Here is a 20,369-nt window from a genome sequence, read left to right as displayed (position 1 = left end):
ACTCTCTTCGTATAACTGTATATACAATGTTCAGAGACTATACTTATTACTTTTAACAAGTTGTTATTGTAATTTTGAGAAGAAGAAGTATAGATTAAATCAATAGTGGTCGAATTCAATTTTTTGAAAACATAAGAAAATGATACATAGTTATTTAAGATCTTTAAGTAGAAGATTAAAAAAGAGTGGTAAGGATGGATTTCTCTTCTTTATAGGAATTGTAATGTTTAACTCGATGAATTCGTTTTCTCAAAACACTACTGATGTTCGTACGAACGAAATTATAGAGAATAAAGTAGATTCTGTACTTTCTTTAATGACGATTAAAGAAAAAGTAGGACAATTAGTATTATACAATCATAGTTGGGGTGTAACTGGACCACCATCAGATGTTGGGGGAAGAGAAAAGTATGAAAAACTTAAAGAAGGAGAAGTAGGAGCTATCCTCAATGCAACTTCTGTGGAAACAACAAAGGAATTGCAACGTATGGTTATGACAGAGTCACGACTTAAGATCCCATTACTTTTTGGGTATGATGTCATTCATGGCTTTAAAACTATATTTCCAATTCCATTGGGAGAAAGTGCAAGTTGGGACCTGGATGCGATTACAAAATCGGCATCTATTGCTGCCAAAGAAGCAACGTCTTCTGGAATTAATTGGGCTTTTGGACCTATGGTCGATATTTCAAGAGATGCAAGATGGGGCAGAGTGATGGAAGGAGCAGGTGAAGATCCTTTTCTAGGTTCTAAAATTGCAGTTGCCAGAATAAAAGGATTTCAGGGTAATGATCTCTCTAAACATAATACGTTAGCAGCGTGTGCCAAGCATTTTGCAGCATATGGATTTGCTGAAGGCGGAAGAGATTACAATACGGTGAGTATTGGAGAATATGAGCTACATAATACCGTATTACCTCCGTTTAAAGCAGCAGTTGATGCTGGAGTTGCTACAATGATGAGCTCCTTCAATGAAATAGACGGTATACCGGCTACAGCTCATAAAGAATTACAAAGAGATATTTTAAAGAATACCTGGAATTGGGATGGATTTATAGTGTCTGATTGGGCCTCAATAGCAGAAATGGTGTTTCACGGATATGTAAAAGATAAAGTGCAAGCCGCAGAAAGAGCTATTATAGCGGGAAATGATATGGATATGGAAGGAAGAGCCTATGAGGCGGGATTAGAACAACTGGTAAAAGACCAAAAAATAGATGAAAAACTAATTGATCAAGCTGTAAAGAGAGTACTTCGGGTTAAATTTAAATTAGGTTTGTTTGATGATCCCTATAAGTATAGTAATGAAGAAAGAGAAAAAAATAGTATTTATACCAAAGAACACCTTGAGGCTTCAAGAGATGCCGCTAGAAAATCAATAGTATTGTTAAAAAACGATGCTAATACCTTACCGCTTAAAAAGAATATAAAAAGTATTGCAGTTATCGGATCTCTGGCAGATGATAAAGATTCACCTATAGGTAGCTGGAGAGGATTAGCAACTCCAAACTCTGCAGTTTCTCTATTAGAAGGAGTAAAGAATGCGGTTGATAAGAGTGTAAAGATAAACTATGCTAAAGGAGTTGAACTTGGTGTTGGGAAAAGAGAATTTATTCGAGAACTAAAGGTAAATCGAGATGATTTAACAGGAATTCCTGAAGCAGTACAAGTTGCCAAAGAATCTGAAATAGTTTTATTAGCTATAGGTGAAGAAGCTTTTCAATCAGGCGAAGCAAGAAGCCAGGTGGATATAGAACTTACAAAACCACAAAAAGAACTTTTTAAAGCAGTTTATGCAGTAAACAAGAATATCATAGTAGTTCTAATGAATGGTCGTCCACTTGCAATAACAAATATTGCAGAAAAAGTTCCAGCTATTGTTGAGACTTGGCATTTGGGTTCTGAATCAGGAAATGCTATTGCAGATGTTTTATTTGGGGATTACAATCCTTCTGGTAAACTACCTGTATCTTTTCCAAGACACGTGGGGCAGCTTCCGTTGTATTATAATGCAAAGAATACCGGAAGACCATCCAATCCTGATGGCATGGTATTTTGGTCACATTATACAGATGAGAAAAATGACCCTTTATTTCCTTTTGGACATGGGTTAAGTTATACAACTTTTGAATATAAAAACCTTGTTCTTAGTAAATCATCTTTTTCTAAAGGAGGAAATATTAAAGCTTCAGTTACGATAACAAATACGGGTGAACGAAAAGGAAGAGAAATCGTTCAACTTTATATAAGAGATCTTGTGGGAAGCATCACAAGACCGGTAAAAGAATTAAAAGGTTTCGAATTAATAGAACTTGATCCGGGGAAAAGTGAAACAGTGACTTTTACTATTGATGAAAAAACAATACACTTTTACACAGCAAATAAAAAGTGGGAAGCTGAACCTGGAGATTTTAAAATATTTGTAGGAGGAAGTTCGGAAACAAAACTCGAATCAAATTTTTCTTTTAAAAAATAAACCATGCAAAAAGTATTCATAGGGTTGTTAGTCCTTATTTTGGTGGGTTGCAATACAGAATCAGATCTTAACCAAAAAGAATCAGTATCAAAGGAATCTTTATCAATGAGCTCTCAAATAGATGAAAAAGTAGCACAGCTTCTCTCTGAAATGACATTAGAAGAGAAAGTGGGGCAAATGACACAAATTACATTGGATGTTGTTACCAAAGGAGATAATCAATATAGCTCTGCACAACCTTATCAATTAGATTCTTCATTGGTTCATAAAGCTATTCATACATATAAAGTAGGATCCATTTTAAATACTCCAGGCATACCTTTATCTAGACAAGAATGGTATAATACAATAAAAAGTTTTCAGGATCAGACCGCCAAAACTCCAAGACAAATCCCTATAATTTATGGGATTGATGCAATACACGGTGTTAATTATACAACAGAAGCAACATTGTTTCCTCAACAAATAGGATTAGCAGCTACTTTTAATACAGATTTGGTAAAAGAGGTCGCCAAAATTTCTGCTTATGAAACAAGAGCTTCTTCCATTCCTTGGAATTTCTCTCCTGTTCTAGGTCTGGGAAGAAATCCATTATGGCCAAGATTATGGGAAACTTTTGGAGAAGATGTATATCTGGGAAAAACTATGGGAGTGGCCATGATTGAAGGATATCAAGGAGAATTAGGAGATCCGGAGACTGTTGCATCCTGTATGAAGCATTATTTAGGATATAGTGTACCATTATCTGGAAAAGATCGTACTCCTGCCTGGATTCCTGAAAGAGAATTGAGACAATATTTCTTACCTGCTTTTCAAGACGCCGTAGATGCAGGATCTGTAACTTTAATGATTAATTCTGGAGAGATCAATGGAGTTCCTGTTCACGCAAGTAAATTTTTATTGACAGATGTTCTACGAAATGAGCTAGGTTTTGAGGGTATTGCGGTTACAGATTGGGCTGATATTAATTATTTACATACAAAACATAAGGTTGCAGAAACAATTAAAGACGCAATAAAAATTTCTGTTAATGCAGGAATAGATATGAGTATGGTACCTCATGATTTCGAATTCACAGAATTATTGATAGAGTTGGTAAAAGAAGGTAGTGTCTCAGAAGAAAGAATAAATAGTGCCGTGACTAGAATTCTTAAGGTTAAGTTTCAATTGGATTTATTTAACAATCCAGTAACTGATCCTAAGGATTATCCGGATTTTGGTTCAGAAAAATTTGCTAAGGTTAGTAAACAAGCTGCTATCGAATCGATTACTTTATTAAAAAATAAGAATGATATTTTGCCATTAAGTAAAGACTCAAAGATTCTCGTTACAGGACCAACATCTAATTCTATGAGACCTTTAAATGGTGGATGGTCATATAATTGGCAAGGAAGCGAAGCCGATAAGTATGCAAAAGATATGAATACTGTTGCAGAAGCTTTTGTGAAAAACGGCAATGCTACTTTTGTACAAGGAGTTTCCTTTGATCAAGAAAAGAATATTGATGAAGCAGTGAGCGCTGCAACTCAAAGTGATATTATACTACTTTGTTTAGGCGAGAATTCTTATACAGAAACTCCAGGAAATACACATTCAATTTTAATGCCTTCTGATCAAATTGAATTGACAAAAGCTCTTGCTAAAACAGGAAAAAAAATAATCCTTGTCTTGTTAGAAGGACGACCAATTATTTTTAATGAAATAGAACCACTGGTTGATGCTGTGTTTATGGGATATTTGCCAGGTAATTATGGAGCTGATGCTCTGGTTGATCTAGTATATGGAATAGAAAATCCATCAGGTAAACTACCCATTAACTATCCCAAACATCCACATGCATTTGTTAATTATAATCATAAACATTCTGATAATATTAGAGTAGATAATTATTATGAGTCTGATTATGATCAACAATATGAGTTTGGTGACGGATTATCATATACTTCTTTTAAATACAGTGATTTGAGATTAAGTTCTTCAGAAATGAGCCAAGAAGGGTTTATAGAAGTTACAGTAAGAGTAACGAATACAGGTAATAGAAAAGGAAAAGAAACCGTTCTACTTTTTTTAAGTGATTTGTATGCCAGTATAACTCCAGAAGTTCGAGCTTTAAAAGGCTACAAAAAAATAGAACTGGACAAAGAAGAGTCAAAAACGGTAACCTTCAGAATAGCTAAAGAAGAATTATCTTTTGTAAATGAAAAACTGGAAACAGTAGCCGAAACAGGGGATTTTGAAATAAATATTGGGGGGTTAACGAAGAAGTTTAGGTTTAAATAAAAACTCATCGTTTTTAGAATTTGATTTTATATTAAATGTACTTCTTTGTAAAGCCTAATATAATATATACTATAATAATGATTAATTGTTTAAAAGAGTGTTAAGATTTTTATAGTATATTTAGAACTATTCGTTTTTAAATAGTAACCATATGAATCGGTTTTTAATCATAATTTATTTCTTGGGGTTCTCTACATTTTCACAAACGATCGAAAATAAAGCATTGCCCTGGATAACTCATTATGATACCCGAAATATGGGCTTTAATGCACAATCTTGGGATATAGAACAGGATGAAAATGGCGTTATTTATATAGCCAACGGAAATCAGATTTTGATTTACGATGGTACGGAGTGGAATACATTTGGCATGAATACCGGACAGATAAACAGAAGTCTTTTTGTTAAGAATAAAGACACAATTTATTTTGGAGCTGATGGTATTCATGGATTATTGATAAATCAAGGGTACACCGATTATAAAATCCAACCTTTAAAAAATAACAATAAAAATGTGGTAGCCGATATAGAAGAGTATTGGAAAACTCATTATATAAATAAAGAAGTAGTTTTTCAGACTTTCCGTAATCTATATATCAATGAAGGGAATATAATAACCAAAATACCAGCTCCTTATCGATTTAAATGGAGTTATAACATTGGTGATAAACTTTATGTTAATGATCTTAAATATGGAGTTTTTAGGTTAGAAGAAACCAATTTAATACCTATAGTTAGTGATCCACAGATCAATGAAAATATTATTGGGGTTACCAATGTAGAAGATGATCTAATAATTATTACTGATACCAAAGGGCTTTTTAAATTACAAGAAGGAAAATTGATTCCAATTACTTTCTCGACATCAGAAGAAATAAAAAAAGCTCAGATTTTTTCTTTTTTAAAGCTTAGAGATGATCGAATAGCGATAGGAACAGTGTCTAATGGGTTATATATTTTAGACGTCAAAACAGGTAAGACAGAAAACCTAAATAAAAAAAATGGCCTTCAAAACAATACAATTCTGTCCATATTTCAAGATGATGAAAGTAATCTTTGGCTTGCATTAGATTACGGGATTGACTACTTAAAACTCAATTCTCCTCTTACCTATTTTTATGATTATTATGGCGAATTAGGAACCGTCTACGCGGTGCTTAAAAAAGGAAATTTGACCTACTTAGGTACAAATCAAGGATTGTATGTTATTGATGAAGAAAACCCTGAATTTGAGTTATTATTAAATGGCCAAGTCTGGAATATCGAAGAATTAGGAGATAAGATATTTGTTGGTCATGATATGGGAGCCTTTGAGTTAAGTGGTAAAAGCTTAGTAAGAATAGGAGAAGACTTAGGCGCTTGGAATTTTATAAAGTATGAGGATTCAAATTTGGATGAGATTTTTCTTTCTGGAAATTATAATGGAATATCTCTATATCAAAAAAACCAAAATACCTGGGAAGCATATGTTCTAGAAGGGTTTGAGAAATCTTGTAGATATATAGAAGTAGATACATATAATAATATCTGGTTAGGATTACGATCAGAAGGTGTATTTAAATGTAGATTGAATTATGAAGATAAAAAGCTGGAAAATCTTGAGTTTTATCCTATAAGTGATTTTGGAGGAGAAGTATTATCCTTGTCTCAAGTAGAAAACAATATTGTAGTAACTTCTGATTATCATTCGTATACATATTCTAATGATAACAACACTTTTAAAAAACTAAAACTTGGAGTAGAAAGAGGTCAGGCTCCCAGAATATTCAAGAATGAAAATCAAATCTGGTATCTTGATAATGATAAAGTAGTTTTAGAAAACGAAAAAGGAATTACTAACCTTCATGAGCTTAAAGATCAGTTAATTCCAGATGTGTTAGATATTTTTTCACTGGATGAGAAAAATATGATTATTCCTGTGTTTAATGGTTTTTCTATGTTTGAAAATAACAGTAAGACACAAATAACAGGTGTCAATAACGACTTACTCATTCGGGATTTTGTATCTGTTAATAGTGAAAAATCATATTTATCAAATGCTCAAATACCTTTTTCAGATAATGACCTTAAAATTAGTTATGCGTTGCCTATTTATGGAGAGGAGATTAGTTATCAAACTAAAATTAATGATAATACTTGGAGTGATTGGACAACGGCAACAGAACAAACATTATTTAATCTGAAAGAAGGTGATTACAAAGTAAATATTAGGGCAAAATATAAGGGTAGCATAAAAGAAACTGTTATAGATTTTAAAGTTCTGCCTCCTATTTATAGAACTTCCTGGGCGTATTTCTTTTATTTCCTGCTATCAATATCATTAATTCTTGCGGTTATTGCAATCAATAGATATAAGATGAAAAAACAAGAAAGAATCTTGCTAGAGCAGAAAGCAGAAAAACTCAAAAAACAAGAAGAAAAGTATAGAACACAAAAGTTGTCTCAAGAGCGAAAAATTATAGAACTTAATAACTCAAAATTACAAGACGAAATAAAGGCAAAAAGTAGAGAACTCACCCAGATCGCTTATGTAAATCTGAATAAAAATAAAATTCTGAAAAAAATAAGGGAAAGAATTATCAAAGTGCAGGAATCTTCTTCTCAAAAACTACCTACTAATAGCTATAATGAATTAGTTAGACTAGTAGAGTACTACATTACTGATAAAGAAAGTAAATTGTTTGAGATTAATTTTGATAAATCGCATCAAGAGTTTTATGAACGATTATCAAAAAATTACCCTAATCTAACCTCAAAAGATTTGCGATTATGTGCATACCTCAAAATGAATTTATCCTCAAAAGAAATTGCACCATTATTAGGAATAAGTTCACAAAGTGTGGATGTAAGCAGGCATAGGTTAAGAAAAAAGCTTAATTTAGGCTCCAAAGATAATTTGACTAATATTCTTATAAGTCTAAAATAAGAAATTCCTAAATTGAGGTCATGAGGAAAAAAGTAACCCTTAAACAGCTTGCTAAAGAATTAAATCTGTCCATATCTACCGTTTCAAAGTCATTAAAAAATGATCCTGAAATTAGTCAAAAAACAATCAATCGAGTACATGAGTTGGCAAATTTTTATAACTATAAACCCAATGCCCTTGCAGTAAGTTTAAAAAGTAATAAAACAAAAACCATCGGAATCATCTTGCCAGAAATTCTTAATCATTTTTTTGCAAAAGTATTGTTTGGAATTGAGCAGGAAGCATCAAAGAGTGGTTATAAAATTGTGACTTGTATTACTAATGAATCTTATAAGAAAGAAGTAGAGTATGTAGAAATGCTTAATTATAGTAGCGTTGATGGATTTATATTAGCATTAAGTCAGGAAACCCAGGTACTTAATAAGTTAGATCATTTAAAGGACCTTAAAAGAGATAATGTACCAATCGTAATGTTTGATAGAGTAAGTGATGAAGTCGATTCTGATAAAGTGATAGTAGACGATAAAAATGCTTCCAAAACGGCAATTAAATATCTAATTGATACCGGATGCAAAAAGATTGCGATTATTTCTACAATTTTTGATATAAGTGTTGGAAAATTAAGGTTAGAAGGAGCAAAAGAAGTGATAAAAGAACATGAAGAAGTAAGTCTTATAGAGCTTCCGATAAGCAATATAGAGAAAGAAGAAAAAGAAATAGAATCATTTCTCAAAAACAATGATATTGATGCAGTACTGGGATTGGATGAAACTGCTGCGGCAATAACTATAAATATGGCTCATAAATTAGGATATAAAATTCCGAAAGAAATGTCGGTTATCGGTTTTACAGATGGATTATTGTCAAAACATTCTTACCCTAAATTGAGTACTATTTCACAGCATGCAGAAGATCTTGGAGCAAGAGCAGCTAATATATTAATAGAAAGATTAAATGATTCTTCTGAGGAGAATTACAAGACAAAGACAGAAGTAGTCAAAACTTCTCTAATACTTAGAGATTCTACAAACTAAATTGTGGAACCGTAATGCTTAAATTTAAGTACTACTCCTAACAACTAATTTAGTTTTAAGCTTTATCACTTTTTTGTGATGACTAACATCTTCAGGTTCATTAAATTGTTTTATGAGTAGTTCTGCAGCTTTTTGACCCATTTCAAAAGTAGGCTGGGCAACGCAAGTTAAAGAAGGAACAAATATATCTCCTAAACCCAGATCTCCAAAACCAATTATGGCAATATCCTGCGGGATTTTATATCCTAAATTAAGTAAGGTTTTCATAGAAAGTAATCCATAATGATCCGTACAAGCAAAGACAGCTTCAGGTATTATATCCTGTATATTATTAAAGAACTCTTGTATCTCTGCATCTTCATATTCTTTTTCGAGAGAATCACAATGAAGAATTAATTGTTCTTCTATAGGTAAATTATAATGCTGGAGAGCATTCAGATATCCTTTGTATCGATCTTGAAACACTTTCTTTTCTTTTATTCCTCCAATAAAGGCAATACGTTTTCTTCCTTTTTTTATTAGATACTCTACAGCAGAGAAAGAAGCCTTTGTATCGTCTATCAAAACATGATCGGCACCATGGACTTCTTCTTTTATATTGTCAAATAAAACAATAGGAATTCCTTTATTAATAAGACTCTTTATATGAGAAAAGGTTTCAGTTTCGTGAGTTGGAGAGAGAATTATACCATCTACAAGACCTTTCTCAAAAGAAACCAGGTTATCCCTTTCATATTCAAACGAATTTCTAGAAGAACTAATTAAAATTTTATAATTATGATCTCTTGCGTAACGATCAATACCTCTACATACTTCAATAAAAAAAGGTTCATCATATCTAGGAATAATCACACCTATTATGTTGGTTTTACCAGAACTAAGACTCTTAGCAATCTGATTAGGCATGTATCCCATTTCTTCTGCCATTTTAAAGACTTTTTCTCGAGTACTTTGTTTTACTCTAGGGTTTTTGTCCAGAGCTCTAGAAACCGTAGCTATAGAGATATTAAGTTTCCTAGCAATATCCTCAAGTTTCACCCTTTTTTTACGTAAAGTCATTAGAATCTCGTTAAAATATTATTATTAAAACATCAATTTCGCTAAAAAATCAATAATACAAACGTTTGTATTATTTTAAGTTAATAGATCTTTTTTCAGTTATATGAATACTTTCTTAATTTGTAATAGTTATGATCTTATTTCAAGGATGCAATACAATTTTAACATCCCAAAACAATGCAATCTTTGAAATTATAGCCTTTTAAGAATATACCATTGGCTTTATGATGGAGTGCCAAAAATTGCTACGCTAATTTAGAATAAAAAATACAATCAGTGATAATTTCTAAAAAGTTAAGACTGGATTTGATAAGAAATATAGATGTTAATTTTTTATGATTTTTAGATTGATTCGTTAAATACGAGTCTTTATAAAATCTATACTTAATCGCGTATTTTCTTAATTTTTTGATTTGTCTAAAAAAGAACAATATGTTTTTATAATACTGATTATCAGGTATTTGTAAAAACAAATTATTCAAAATTATTGATTTGTATATATAATGTAAAGATTTATGTATTAAGAATTCTATATCTATATTGTTGTAGCTTTGTCAAAATACGATCCAAATATCTATAAATACTTTTGAAATTTAACGTTTTTATTGAGATACTGAAAAAACAGTTTATTTAAGAGTAAAATAAAGATTAGAAAAGTTAGGAAATACTTAATTACATAAATTCTAAATTAATTATTGTTTAAGATTTAAAAAAGTGTTTAGTGAAACTAGCTTGGTTTAAAAAAGGTACTATATATCAAATATATCCTCGAAGTTTTAATGATAGTAATGACGACGGTATTGGAGATTTAAGAGGAATTATTCAAAAACTGGATTATTTGAAACAATTGGAAGTAGACATTATATGGCTTAGTCCGATTTTTAGATCTCCCAATGATGATAACGGATATGATATAAGTGATTATTGTGAGATTATGCCAGAATTTGGAACAATGGAAGATTTTGATGAATTACTTCAAAAGACTCATGATAAAGGAATGCGATTAATCCTGGATCTCGTAGCAAATCATTGCTCTGATGAACATAGATGGTTTGAAGAAGCTAAGAAATCAAAAGATAATCCATATAGAGATTATTTTCACTGGAGAAAACCTGCATTAGATGGAGGACCTCCTAATAATTGGAAATCTTTTTTTGGAGGAAGTGCCTGGGAGTACGATGATAAAACAGAAGAGTATTATCTACATCTTTTTACAAAAAAACAACCAGATTTAAATTGGGAAAACCCTAAGGTTAGAGAAGATATATATAATGCGATGCGATTTTGGTTAGATAAGGGAGTGGATGGGTTTAGAATGGATGTGATCCCGTTGATATCAAAAAGACCTGGATATCCTGATGCTCCAGATGTAGGGTTTAGAAAAATTATTGAAGATGTATATGCAAATGGTCCTAGAGTTCATGAATATTTAAAAGAGATGAATAAAGAGGTGATTAGTCAGTATGATGCATTTTCACTAGCAGAAGGAGTGGGGATTAATGATCAGCAAGCAGCGCTTTATATAAATTATGATAGGAAAGAATTAGATATGCTTTATCATTTTGACATTTTAGAATGTACCATAATTAATGGAAAGTTTGAAGAAGAAACTCCGTTTGATTTGGTCAACCTGAAAAGCATATTTAAAAAATGGAGAGACACAACTCATAATAAAGGCTGGATAGCTAATGCCATGGGGAACCATGATTTTGCTCGTATGGTATCCAGATTCGGAGATGATAAAAAATATTGGCAAGAATCATCCAAAATGCTAATAATGATGTTAGCTACTCAAAACGGAACATTAAATATTTATCAAGGAGATGAAATTGGGATGACTAACCTGATTTTGGAAACAATAGATGAAGTAAGAGATGTGCAATCTTTGAATTTTTATAATCAAAATCTAGAAACTAAAAAATACACAGAAAAATTAGCGCTTAAAATGATAAATAAAGAAGGGCGCGATAATGCTAGAACTCCTGTACAATGGAACGATGAAATAAATAGTGGGTTTTCAATAAAAGAACCTTGGATAAAGGTAAATTCTAATTACAAAGAAATTAATGTAGAAAATCAAGATAAAGATCCAGATTCTATATTGAATTTTTATAGAAATCTGTTAAAAATTCGTAAACAATATGATGTTTTTGTATTCGGAGATTTTGAAGAAATAGAATATGATAACCAGAATTTATATGTGTATAAAAAAACACTAAATGAAGAAAGAATATTGGTGATACTTAATTTCAGTACCAATAATGAAAGTTTCCGTTCTCCAAAACCTATTTATAATGCCGAAATCCTGTTGAATAATTATAAAAATATACAGGTAGATAATGATACGATTTTATTGAATCCGTATCAAGGGATAATTCTAAAATTATAATTAAAAAGCATATAAAACTTAAGTAACAAAATGAATCTAGTAGAAAGTGAAAATTAGTTTTTGTTTGTTAGCAATGGGGTTCTATTGATACGAACCTCCTGAAGATGGTGACATATGGGGGCATCCTTTTCTGTGGCTTTAAAATGTTTTAAAAGATATACATATTATCGTTACAAAATTGGTCAATCGGGCTTGAATGGCATTGGGTGCTCCCATTGTTACTTTTTCACATAAAGAGTATTAATTATTAAACAACTAAATATTTTAAACTTAAATCAAACACTATATTATGAAAAGTATGATACTTAAAAGACTCATATTCCTATTGGTATTTTTATCAGGGAGTGTGATGTTTTCGCAAATCACAGTTACCGGTGTGGTTTCTGATGCCAACGGACCTATTCCAGGAATAAATATTCTGGTTAAAGGTACTTCAAATGGATCAGTAACTGATTTTGATGGGAATTACAGTATTAACAATGTTGCAGAAGATGCTATATTGGTTTTTAGTTATTTGGGCTTTCAGACACAAGAAATTGCAGTAGGAGGTCGAACGACAATTAATATTACTATGGCTGAGGATGCTTCACAATTAGACGAAGTTGTTGTTGTGGGTTATGGTACACAGTCAATTAGAGATGTAACAGGATCTGTAGCTTCGGTAAAAGCAGAAGATTTTAATAGTGGGGTTATATCGTCTCCAGAAGAACTTATTCAAGGTAAAACAGCAGGGGTACAAATCACTCAGACCAGTGGAGAACCTGGGGCAGGGATTAACTTAAGAATTCGAGGAACATCATCTGTAAGAGGTAATAACAACCCTCTTTATGTATTAGATGGAGTACCATTAAGTGGATCTGATTCTTCTGCAGGAACAGGAGGAGCTGATATTGGAGGAGCATCAGCAAAAAACCCATTAAACTTCTTAAACCCAAATGATATTGCAAGTATTGACATTTTAAAAGATGCCTCTGCAACCGCAATTTATGGATCCAGAGGAGCAAATGGAGTTGTTATTATTACAACCAAAAAAGGAAAAGCGGGAAATCCGGTTTTAGAGTTCTCTACTACTGTTTCTACCAGTAGTATTGCTAATAGAGTTGAAGTTCTGGATAGAGCAGGATTTTTGGCAGCTCAAACAGCACTTGGTGCTGATTTAAGTGTAATAGATCAAGGAAGTGATACAGATTGGCAAGATCTTATTTATAGAAATACTTTCTCAACAAACTATAATCTTTCTTATGGAGGAGGAAATGAGAATGGAAGATATAGGCTGTCAATTGGATACGCTGATCAGGAAGGGATTGTAGAAAGTAGTGGTCTGGAGAGAATAACAGCACGATTAAACATTTCACAAAATTTCTTTGATAATAAATTAAAATTAGCGTCTCAAGTAACCGTTTCTGATGTTGATGATCAAAGAGCACCTATTTCTGATAATGCAAACGCCAGAGGAGATTTGATTTCGGCGTCATATTATTCTAACCCTACTTTGGCTCCTTATGATAGCAATGGATTGCCAACTTCTACAGGATCTCAAGAGCAGTTAAATCCCGCTGCATTATTGTTTTATATCAGAGATAATACCAATACATTTAGAACTTTTGCTAACCTTTCTGCAGAATATTCATTTACAGAAGAACTTTCATTCAAAACCGTTATAGGTCTTGATAAATCAGTTTCAACCAGAGCTGGTGCATATTCTTCTGATCTTGAGATGAATGGTGTTCAAGGTTTAGGTAGAGCGCAGATTGATGATTTAAACCTTACTACAACATTATGGGAGGCTTATTTCAATTATAAAAAACAAATTGGGGATGATCATTCTGTTGATGCTATTTTAGGATATTCTTATCAGGAATTTAATGCAGAAACAGCTAATATAATTGCGGCTGATTTTAGAACTTCTGATCCAGAGTTTATGATCAATAATATTGCTTCTGCACAAGCTTTTGGTGCTAATACAAGTGATTTTACTGATGAGTTACAATCGGTATATGGTAGGGTAAATTATGCTTATAAAGATAGATACCTATTAACTGCAACTCTAAGAGCTGATGGATCTACACGATTTGGGCCAGATCAAAAATATGGTTATTTTCCTTCGTTTGCTGCTGCCTGGAGATTGTCAGAAGAGGCTTTTGCACCTGATTTGTTTTCAGACCTGAAATTAAGATTAGGATACGGTATAACTGGTAATCAGGAAATCCCAGGAAATTTATATGTTCAGCGTACTCGTTTTGGAACAGGGTCGATTGATAATAGTGGTAATTTTATTCCTGGAGGAGAAGGAGCTGTAACTTTTAATAACCCTGATTTACAATGGGAAGAAACTTCTCAAATCAATTTAGGTGTTGATTTTGGGTTCTTAGATAATAGAATTACGGGGTCTTTAGATTTCTATCGCAAAAGTACTTCTGATTTATTGATTCAGGTAACGAGTGCTCAACCAGCTGTTACCCCTTTTGTTTGGAGAAACTTAGATGCCGATGTAATTAATAAAGGGATTGAGTTTTCTATCAATGTAAATGCAATTGAGCAAGAACACTTTACCTGGGATACTTCATTTAATATTAGTTTTAATGATAATGAAGTTACTAATTATAATGAAGCTCCTATTAATACAGGACAAATAGATGGACCTGGTTTAACAGGAGCATTTGCACAGCAAATAGCAGATGGACAACCGTTATATGCATATTTCTTAAGAGAGTTTGATGGATTTGATAGTAACGGGATTGCACAATATGTAGGTGGTGATGTACAGCGATTTACAGGAGATAGTCCACTTCCTGATTTTACGTTAGGGTTCTCAAATAATTTTAAGTACAAAAAATTTGATCTAAGCTTATTCTTTGCAGGTCAATTTGGACATAAAATTTATAACAATAACGCTAACGCATTATTTACAGTAGCTAACTTATCACAAGGTAGAAATGTATCAACAGAAACTGCTGGATTAATCGGAGTCGAAGATCCGTTTAATGCAGCTGATGTTTCTACACGATTTTTAGAGGATGGTTCCTTTTTAAGATTGCAAAATGCAACTCTGGGATACAACTTCAATATGCAGAATTCTAAGATCATAAATGCCTTCAGATTGTTTATGAATGCTCAGAACTTATTTGTAATAACTGACTATAGCGGTCAAGATCCTGAAGTATCTGTAAATAAGCAGATTAACGGGGTTCCGTCTCTTGGTATTGACTATACAGCATACCCTAGAGCAAGGACCTTTTCCTTAGGATTAAATGTAACTTTTTAGTATATTATTTTAAAAAATATAAAGATGAAAAAATTGAGATTTATAACCATGATGATGCTTTGTATAGGCATTCCATTTTTGCTTTTGGAGTCCTGTACAGATTTGGATCCTTCATTTGATGATTCAATACCTGCAGAAGATAGCTCTGGAGCTTTTACAGGTGTTGATCCAACAAATTTTTTGGAATCGGCGTATAATGATATTGAAGCCATGGGAGATCAGGCAAATACATATGCACTTTTAGAAGTTTCTTCAGATGAATTAGTAGTATTGACTCGTGGTGCAGATTGGGGAGATAATGGAATTTGGAGAACGATGCATCAGCATAATTGGGATCCTAACCATGGCCATGTGCTAACAACCTGGAATCAAAGAAATGCAGCAGTGTTTAGATGTAACCAAATTATCGCACCAGAATCCGAAGCTACTCCTAATCAAGTAGCGCAAGCCAAGACATTAAGAGCTTTAAATATGTTTTATGTGATGGATTTATTTGGTCAGGTTCCGTTTAGAGGAGTAAATGACGGAATAGATGTAGACCCTGTAGTATTTACAAGAGCTGAAGCTTTTGATTTTATTATTCAGGATTTAACCGAAGCTTTACCTGATCTTGGAGATGCAGATCAGAGTGATATCTATACAATAACAAAGGCCTTTGCCAATTTTTTACTGGCTAAGATGTATTTAAATAAAGAAGTATACACAGGTAGTGCAGATGCAACAGATTATACAAGAGTTGTTGAGTTTTGTGATGCAATTACTACAGGAGGATATACTTTAGACTCAGATTATTTTGGAATTTTCTTACCAGGGCATACAAATCAAGAGATTATATTAGCTTTAGATACTTGGACAGGAAATAGAGTTTTTAATATATTACATCCTAACCAAGGAGGGTGGAACGGGTTTGCAACACTAGGAGAAGTTTACGATTCTTTTGATGCGAGCGATTTAAGAGTTGGAGAGCCTAATACAGCAGGTTTAGGAACCGGAATGTTAATAGGACAACAATATGCTCCTGATGGTACTGCACTTACTGATCGAGGAGGAGCTCCATTAGTGTTTACTAAAGATTTTCCTACTGGAATTAGTGGTAATAATGAAAGAACAGGAGTCAGACCTCATAAGTACACAGCTAATGATGCAGGCGCTGCAGCTCCAGGAAATGGAACCGTATTGGCAAGATATGCTGATGTAGTTTTAATGAAAGCAGAGGCAATCATGAAAGGTGGGACTTCTGCTGAAACGGCAGAAAGTTTAATAGATAACTTGAGAACTATAAGAGGAGTAACTGCTAGCGGAAGTTATACTATGGCAGAGCTACTTGAAGAAAGACGTAGAGAATTATATATAGAAGGTTGGAGAAGAAATGATCAGATTAGATTTGGAACTTTTAATGCAACTTGGGATATGAAGGATAATACTGAAGATTTTAGAGTACTATTCCCTATTCCGGCATCAGCAGTAGCTACAAATCCAAACTTATCACAAAATACTGGATATTAATACTTTATGGTTTGGAGTTTTGATATTAAAAGAGCCTCTCAAGATTGAGGGGCTCTCTTAGATTATAATTGCCAAAATATTTGATTGACTTAAAAAGTGTTTAACCTTAAGATAATCTATTGAATTCCTTTTTTAAAAATAGTAGTATTTTAATTTTCTTCTTTTTATTGATCGTTTCATGTAAAAGAGAAGAAAAGAAATATCTTTTTAACCAACTATCAGATAAAGAAACAGGGATTTCTTTTGTTAACCAACTTAAAAACACTCCTGAACTTAATATTTTAACCTATCTCTATTATTACAATGGGGCTGGCATTGCCACTGGAGATTTTAATAATGATGGGTGGGAAGATCTCTATTTTGTTGCCAATCAAAATGAAAATAAACTGTACATCAATCAAAAGGATTTTAAATTTAAAGAAATAACATCTAGTGTTTTACAAGACAAAGAAGGTTGGTCTACTGGCGTTACAGTCGTAGATATAAATAACGATGGACTTCAGGATATCTATTTGTGCAAAGTAGGAGATTATAATGAATTAAAAGGAAAGAATAAATTGTTCGTAAATCAAGGAGTAGATAAAAACAATATTCCAATTTTTAAAGAAGAAGCATCAAAATATAATTTGGATATCGTTAGTTTCTCCACACAAGCAAGTTTCTTTGATTATGATAAAGATGGAGATCTAGATATGTATTTGTTAAATCATTCTGTTCATCCTAATCGCACTTATGGTAGAGGAAGTAAAAGAAAACAAATAGATTCACTTTCTGGAGATAAATTGTATCAAAATAATAACGGAATTTATAAAGATGTTTCGTCTGAAGCAGGAATTTTTCAAGGAACTATTGGTTATGGTTTAGGGATAGCAACAAGTGATGTAAATAATGATGGATATCCTGATATTTATGTAGGGAATGATTTTTTTGAAAATGATTACCTATACATCAATCAAAAAGATGGAACATTTAAAGAAATAATTACTGCAGGAAGAAAAAATATACAACATACTTCGCATTTTTCTATGGGAGTGGATATAGCCGATATTAATAATGATGGGTTAAGCGATATTCTCTCTTTGGATATGTTACCTGAGGATTTGACTACTTACAAATCTTCCGGAACAGAATATACTTATACCATTTATAATCAGTACTTAAAAAATGGGTATCAACCGCAATATATGCAAAATGCATTGCAGTTAAATAGAGGTAATACAACTTTTAGTGAGGTTGCATTGTTTTCTGGTGTTGCAGCTACAGAATGGAGCTGGGCTCCATTAATAGCAGATTATGATAATGATGGGTTTAAAGATATATTTATTTCTAACGGAATTAAAGGAGCCACAAATGATATGGATTTTATAAGCTTTATAGCTAATGAAAATATCCAGAAAAGAATAAATAAAGGAATGACTAAAGAAGATCTGGCTTTGATCAAAGAGTTGCCTTCCAAAAAAACAAATAACTACTTCTATCATAATAATGGGGATCTAACATTTAAGAATATGCAAGATTCCTGGGCGGCGTCTATTCCTTCATATAGCAATGGAGCCATATATGCGGATTTAGATAATGATGGAGACCTTGATATTATTACCAATAACATTGATGAAAATGCCCTGATATATAAAAACCTGATTAATGAACAATCAGGAAATAACAATTATATAAAAATTAAACTTATTGGTGATGAGAACAATAAGAATGCAATAGGAGCCAAAGCAACGATATTTACAAAAAAAAGTACTCAGACGTCAGAAGTTTATACTACAAAAGGATATCTATCTTCGGTTTCCCCAATTCTACATTTTGGAGTAGATGATAATACAATAATAGACTCAATTATGGTTCAATGGCCTACAGGAAGGTTGTCTATTCATAAAAACATTAAAACTGATACTACCATCACTTTAAGTAAAGATCGTTTGTCACTATACTCTCTAGAGAATAAAGAATCATTGGCTCTTTCAGAAGATAAACACTTAAACATAGAATACAAACACCAGGATTACCAAACCAAAGATTTTAGTGTAGAGCCTTTAGCTCCTTATGCAAACTCTAATGAAGGTCCGCATTTATCTGTAGTTGATGTTAATAATGATGGGTTAGACGATATTTTTATTCCTGGAGGAAGATTCAAAAAGCCAACATTGTTTTTGCAGCAAGCATCTGGAGATTTTATGAAAGATAATCAACCCGCATTTGAATCTACAAAACGGTATGAAGATATAGATCAATGTTTTTTTGATGCAGATAATGATGGAGATTTGGATATCTTAACCATATATGGAGGTAATGAAAATTATCCTGAATATAAAACTGCTCCTGGATTATTCATAAATGATAAAGGAGTATATGTTAATAAAGAAAAAGCCTTTTTAGGAGTAGAAATAAATGCATCAGTAGTGATTACATCAGATATCGATAACGATGGGGATCAAGATGTTTTTATTGGTAGTAATAGTGTAGCAGGTCAATACGGTCTTACTCCTAAAAATTTTATTTTTAAAAATGACGGACAGGGAAATTTTGAGGAAGTAACAAATATCATCGCGCCAGAGTTGTATGAAATTGGACAGGTGTATGATGCTGAATTTGTTGATATTAATAAGGATAATTATCAGGATTTGATATTGGTAGGACACTATATGCCGATAACGATAATGTTTAATGATGGTAAAGGCAACTTCAGAAAGAATAATAATACATCTCTACAAAATACGAATGGATGGTGGAACTGTATTACAATTAAAGATATAGATAAAGATGGTGATGACGATATTATAGCAGGAAATTGGGGACTCAATAGTCGCTTAACGGCTTCTGTCGAAAAACCTATACGGTTATATCGTAATGATTTTGATGATAATGGAAAGGTTGATCCTCTGGTAACGTATTTTTATAATGGAAAAGAAACGCCAATAGCAACCAAAGATGAGTTATCAAAACAAATACCTGAGCTTAATAAAAAGTTCCTCTCTTATAATGCATTTGCAAAAGCTGATTTTAAAGAATATTTCTCAAAATCAAAAATAGAAGAAGCAGATGTTAAAGAGGTATTTATGCTAGAAACTACATATTTTGAAAATTTAGGAGATCTCAATTTTAAGGCACATACCCTTCCTTGGGAGACTCAGCTATCCTCTGTACATGATATTTTGATTAATGATGTAAATAAAGATGGATATCCAGACCTTATTCTCGGAGGTAATACTTATGAAGTTAATACTCAATTAAGCCGATTAGATGGATTATATGGAGTTGTAATGATCAATAATGATCAGAAAGGTAGTTTTAAAGCAAATAAAGAAAAGCTGATCAATATAAACGGAGCCACGAGATCTATAAAATCAATTAACATTAAGCAAGAAGAATATATTTTGTTTGGAGTAAATAATGATAGCATTCAGATGGTTAAAAAAAACTAAAAG

At 32.4% G+C, this 20,369-nt stretch carries 9 protein-coding genes; 8 read left to right on the top strand and 1 reads right to left on the bottom strand.

The window, feature by feature from the left end; all coding sequences use genetic code 11:
- Positions 1–139: 139 nt before the first annotated feature.
- From bglX to U0D62_RS04050, 4 genes are all read left to right on the top strand, one after another.
- Positions 140–2,476 carry a beta-glucosidase BglX gene (bglX, locus tag U0D62_RS04065; RefSeq protein ID WP_322194035.1) on the top strand — a complete coding sequence of 779 codons (2,337 nt, stop codon included), beginning with the start codon at positions 140–142 and terminating at the stop codon, positions 2,474–2,476.
- 3 nt (positions 2,477–2,479) lie between these two features.
- The gene (locus U0D62_RS04060; protein ID WP_322194034.1) at positions 2,480–4,756 is read left to right on the top strand and encodes a glycoside hydrolase family 3 N-terminal domain-containing protein; all 2,277 of its coding nucleotides are present in this window, start codon (positions 2,480–2,482) and stop codon (positions 4,754–4,756) included.
- Positions 4,757–4,907: 151 nt separating this feature from the next.
- Complete coding sequence (locus U0D62_RS04055) at positions 4,908–7,682, top strand: LuxR C-terminal-related transcriptional regulator (RefSeq protein WP_322194033.1); 2,775 nt, start codon at positions 4,908–4,910, stop codon at positions 7,680–7,682.
- Between the two features lie 20 nt (positions 7,683–7,702).
- Complete coding sequence (locus U0D62_RS04050; protein WP_322194032.1) at positions 7,703–8,716, top strand: LacI family DNA-binding transcriptional regulator; 1,014 nt, start codon at positions 7,703–7,705, stop codon at positions 8,714–8,716.
- A gap of 24 nt (positions 8,717–8,740) precedes the next feature.
- Here the strand turns inward: U0D62_RS04050 and U0D62_RS04045 are convergent, their stop codons facing one another.
- A complete protein-coding gene (locus tag U0D62_RS04045) occupies positions 8,741–9,775 on the bottom strand; it encodes a LacI family DNA-binding transcriptional regulator (RefSeq protein WP_322194031.1) in 1,035 nt (344 codons plus the stop codon).
- Positions 9,776–10,496: 721 nt separating this feature from the next.
- Here U0D62_RS04045 and U0D62_RS04040 point away from each other — a divergent pair.
- From U0D62_RS04040 to U0D62_RS04025, 4 genes are all read left to right on the top strand, one after another.
- Positions 10,497–12,164 carry a glycoside hydrolase family 13 protein gene (locus U0D62_RS04040; protein ID WP_322194030.1) on the top strand — a complete coding sequence of 556 codons (1,668 nt, stop codon included), beginning with the start codon at positions 10,497–10,499 and terminating at the stop codon, positions 12,162–12,164.
- A gap of 289 nt (positions 12,165–12,453) precedes the next feature.
- Positions 12,454–15,429, top strand: a complete 2,976-nt coding sequence (locus U0D62_RS04035) for a SusC/RagA family TonB-linked outer membrane protein (protein WP_322194029.1) — start codon at positions 12,454–12,456, stop codon at positions 15,427–15,429.
- Between the two features lie 24 nt (positions 15,430–15,453).
- A complete protein-coding gene (locus tag U0D62_RS04030) occupies positions 15,454–16,935 on the top strand; it encodes a RagB/SusD family nutrient uptake outer membrane protein (RefSeq protein WP_322194028.1) in 1,482 nt (493 codons plus the stop codon).
- Positions 16,936–17,054: 119 nt separating this feature from the next.
- Complete coding sequence (locus U0D62_RS04025; RefSeq protein ID WP_322194027.1) at positions 17,055–20,366, top strand: VCBS repeat-containing protein; 3,312 nt, start codon at positions 17,055–17,057, stop codon at positions 20,364–20,366.
- Positions 20,367–20,369: the final 3 nt, after the last annotated feature.

The sequence above is a fragment of the Aquimarina callyspongiae genome (assembly GCF_034322225.1).
GTDB lineage: Bacteria > Bacteroidota > Bacteroidia > Flavobacteriales > Flavobacteriaceae > Aquimarina.
This window is presented reverse-complemented; position numbering and strand designations above follow the sequence as displayed.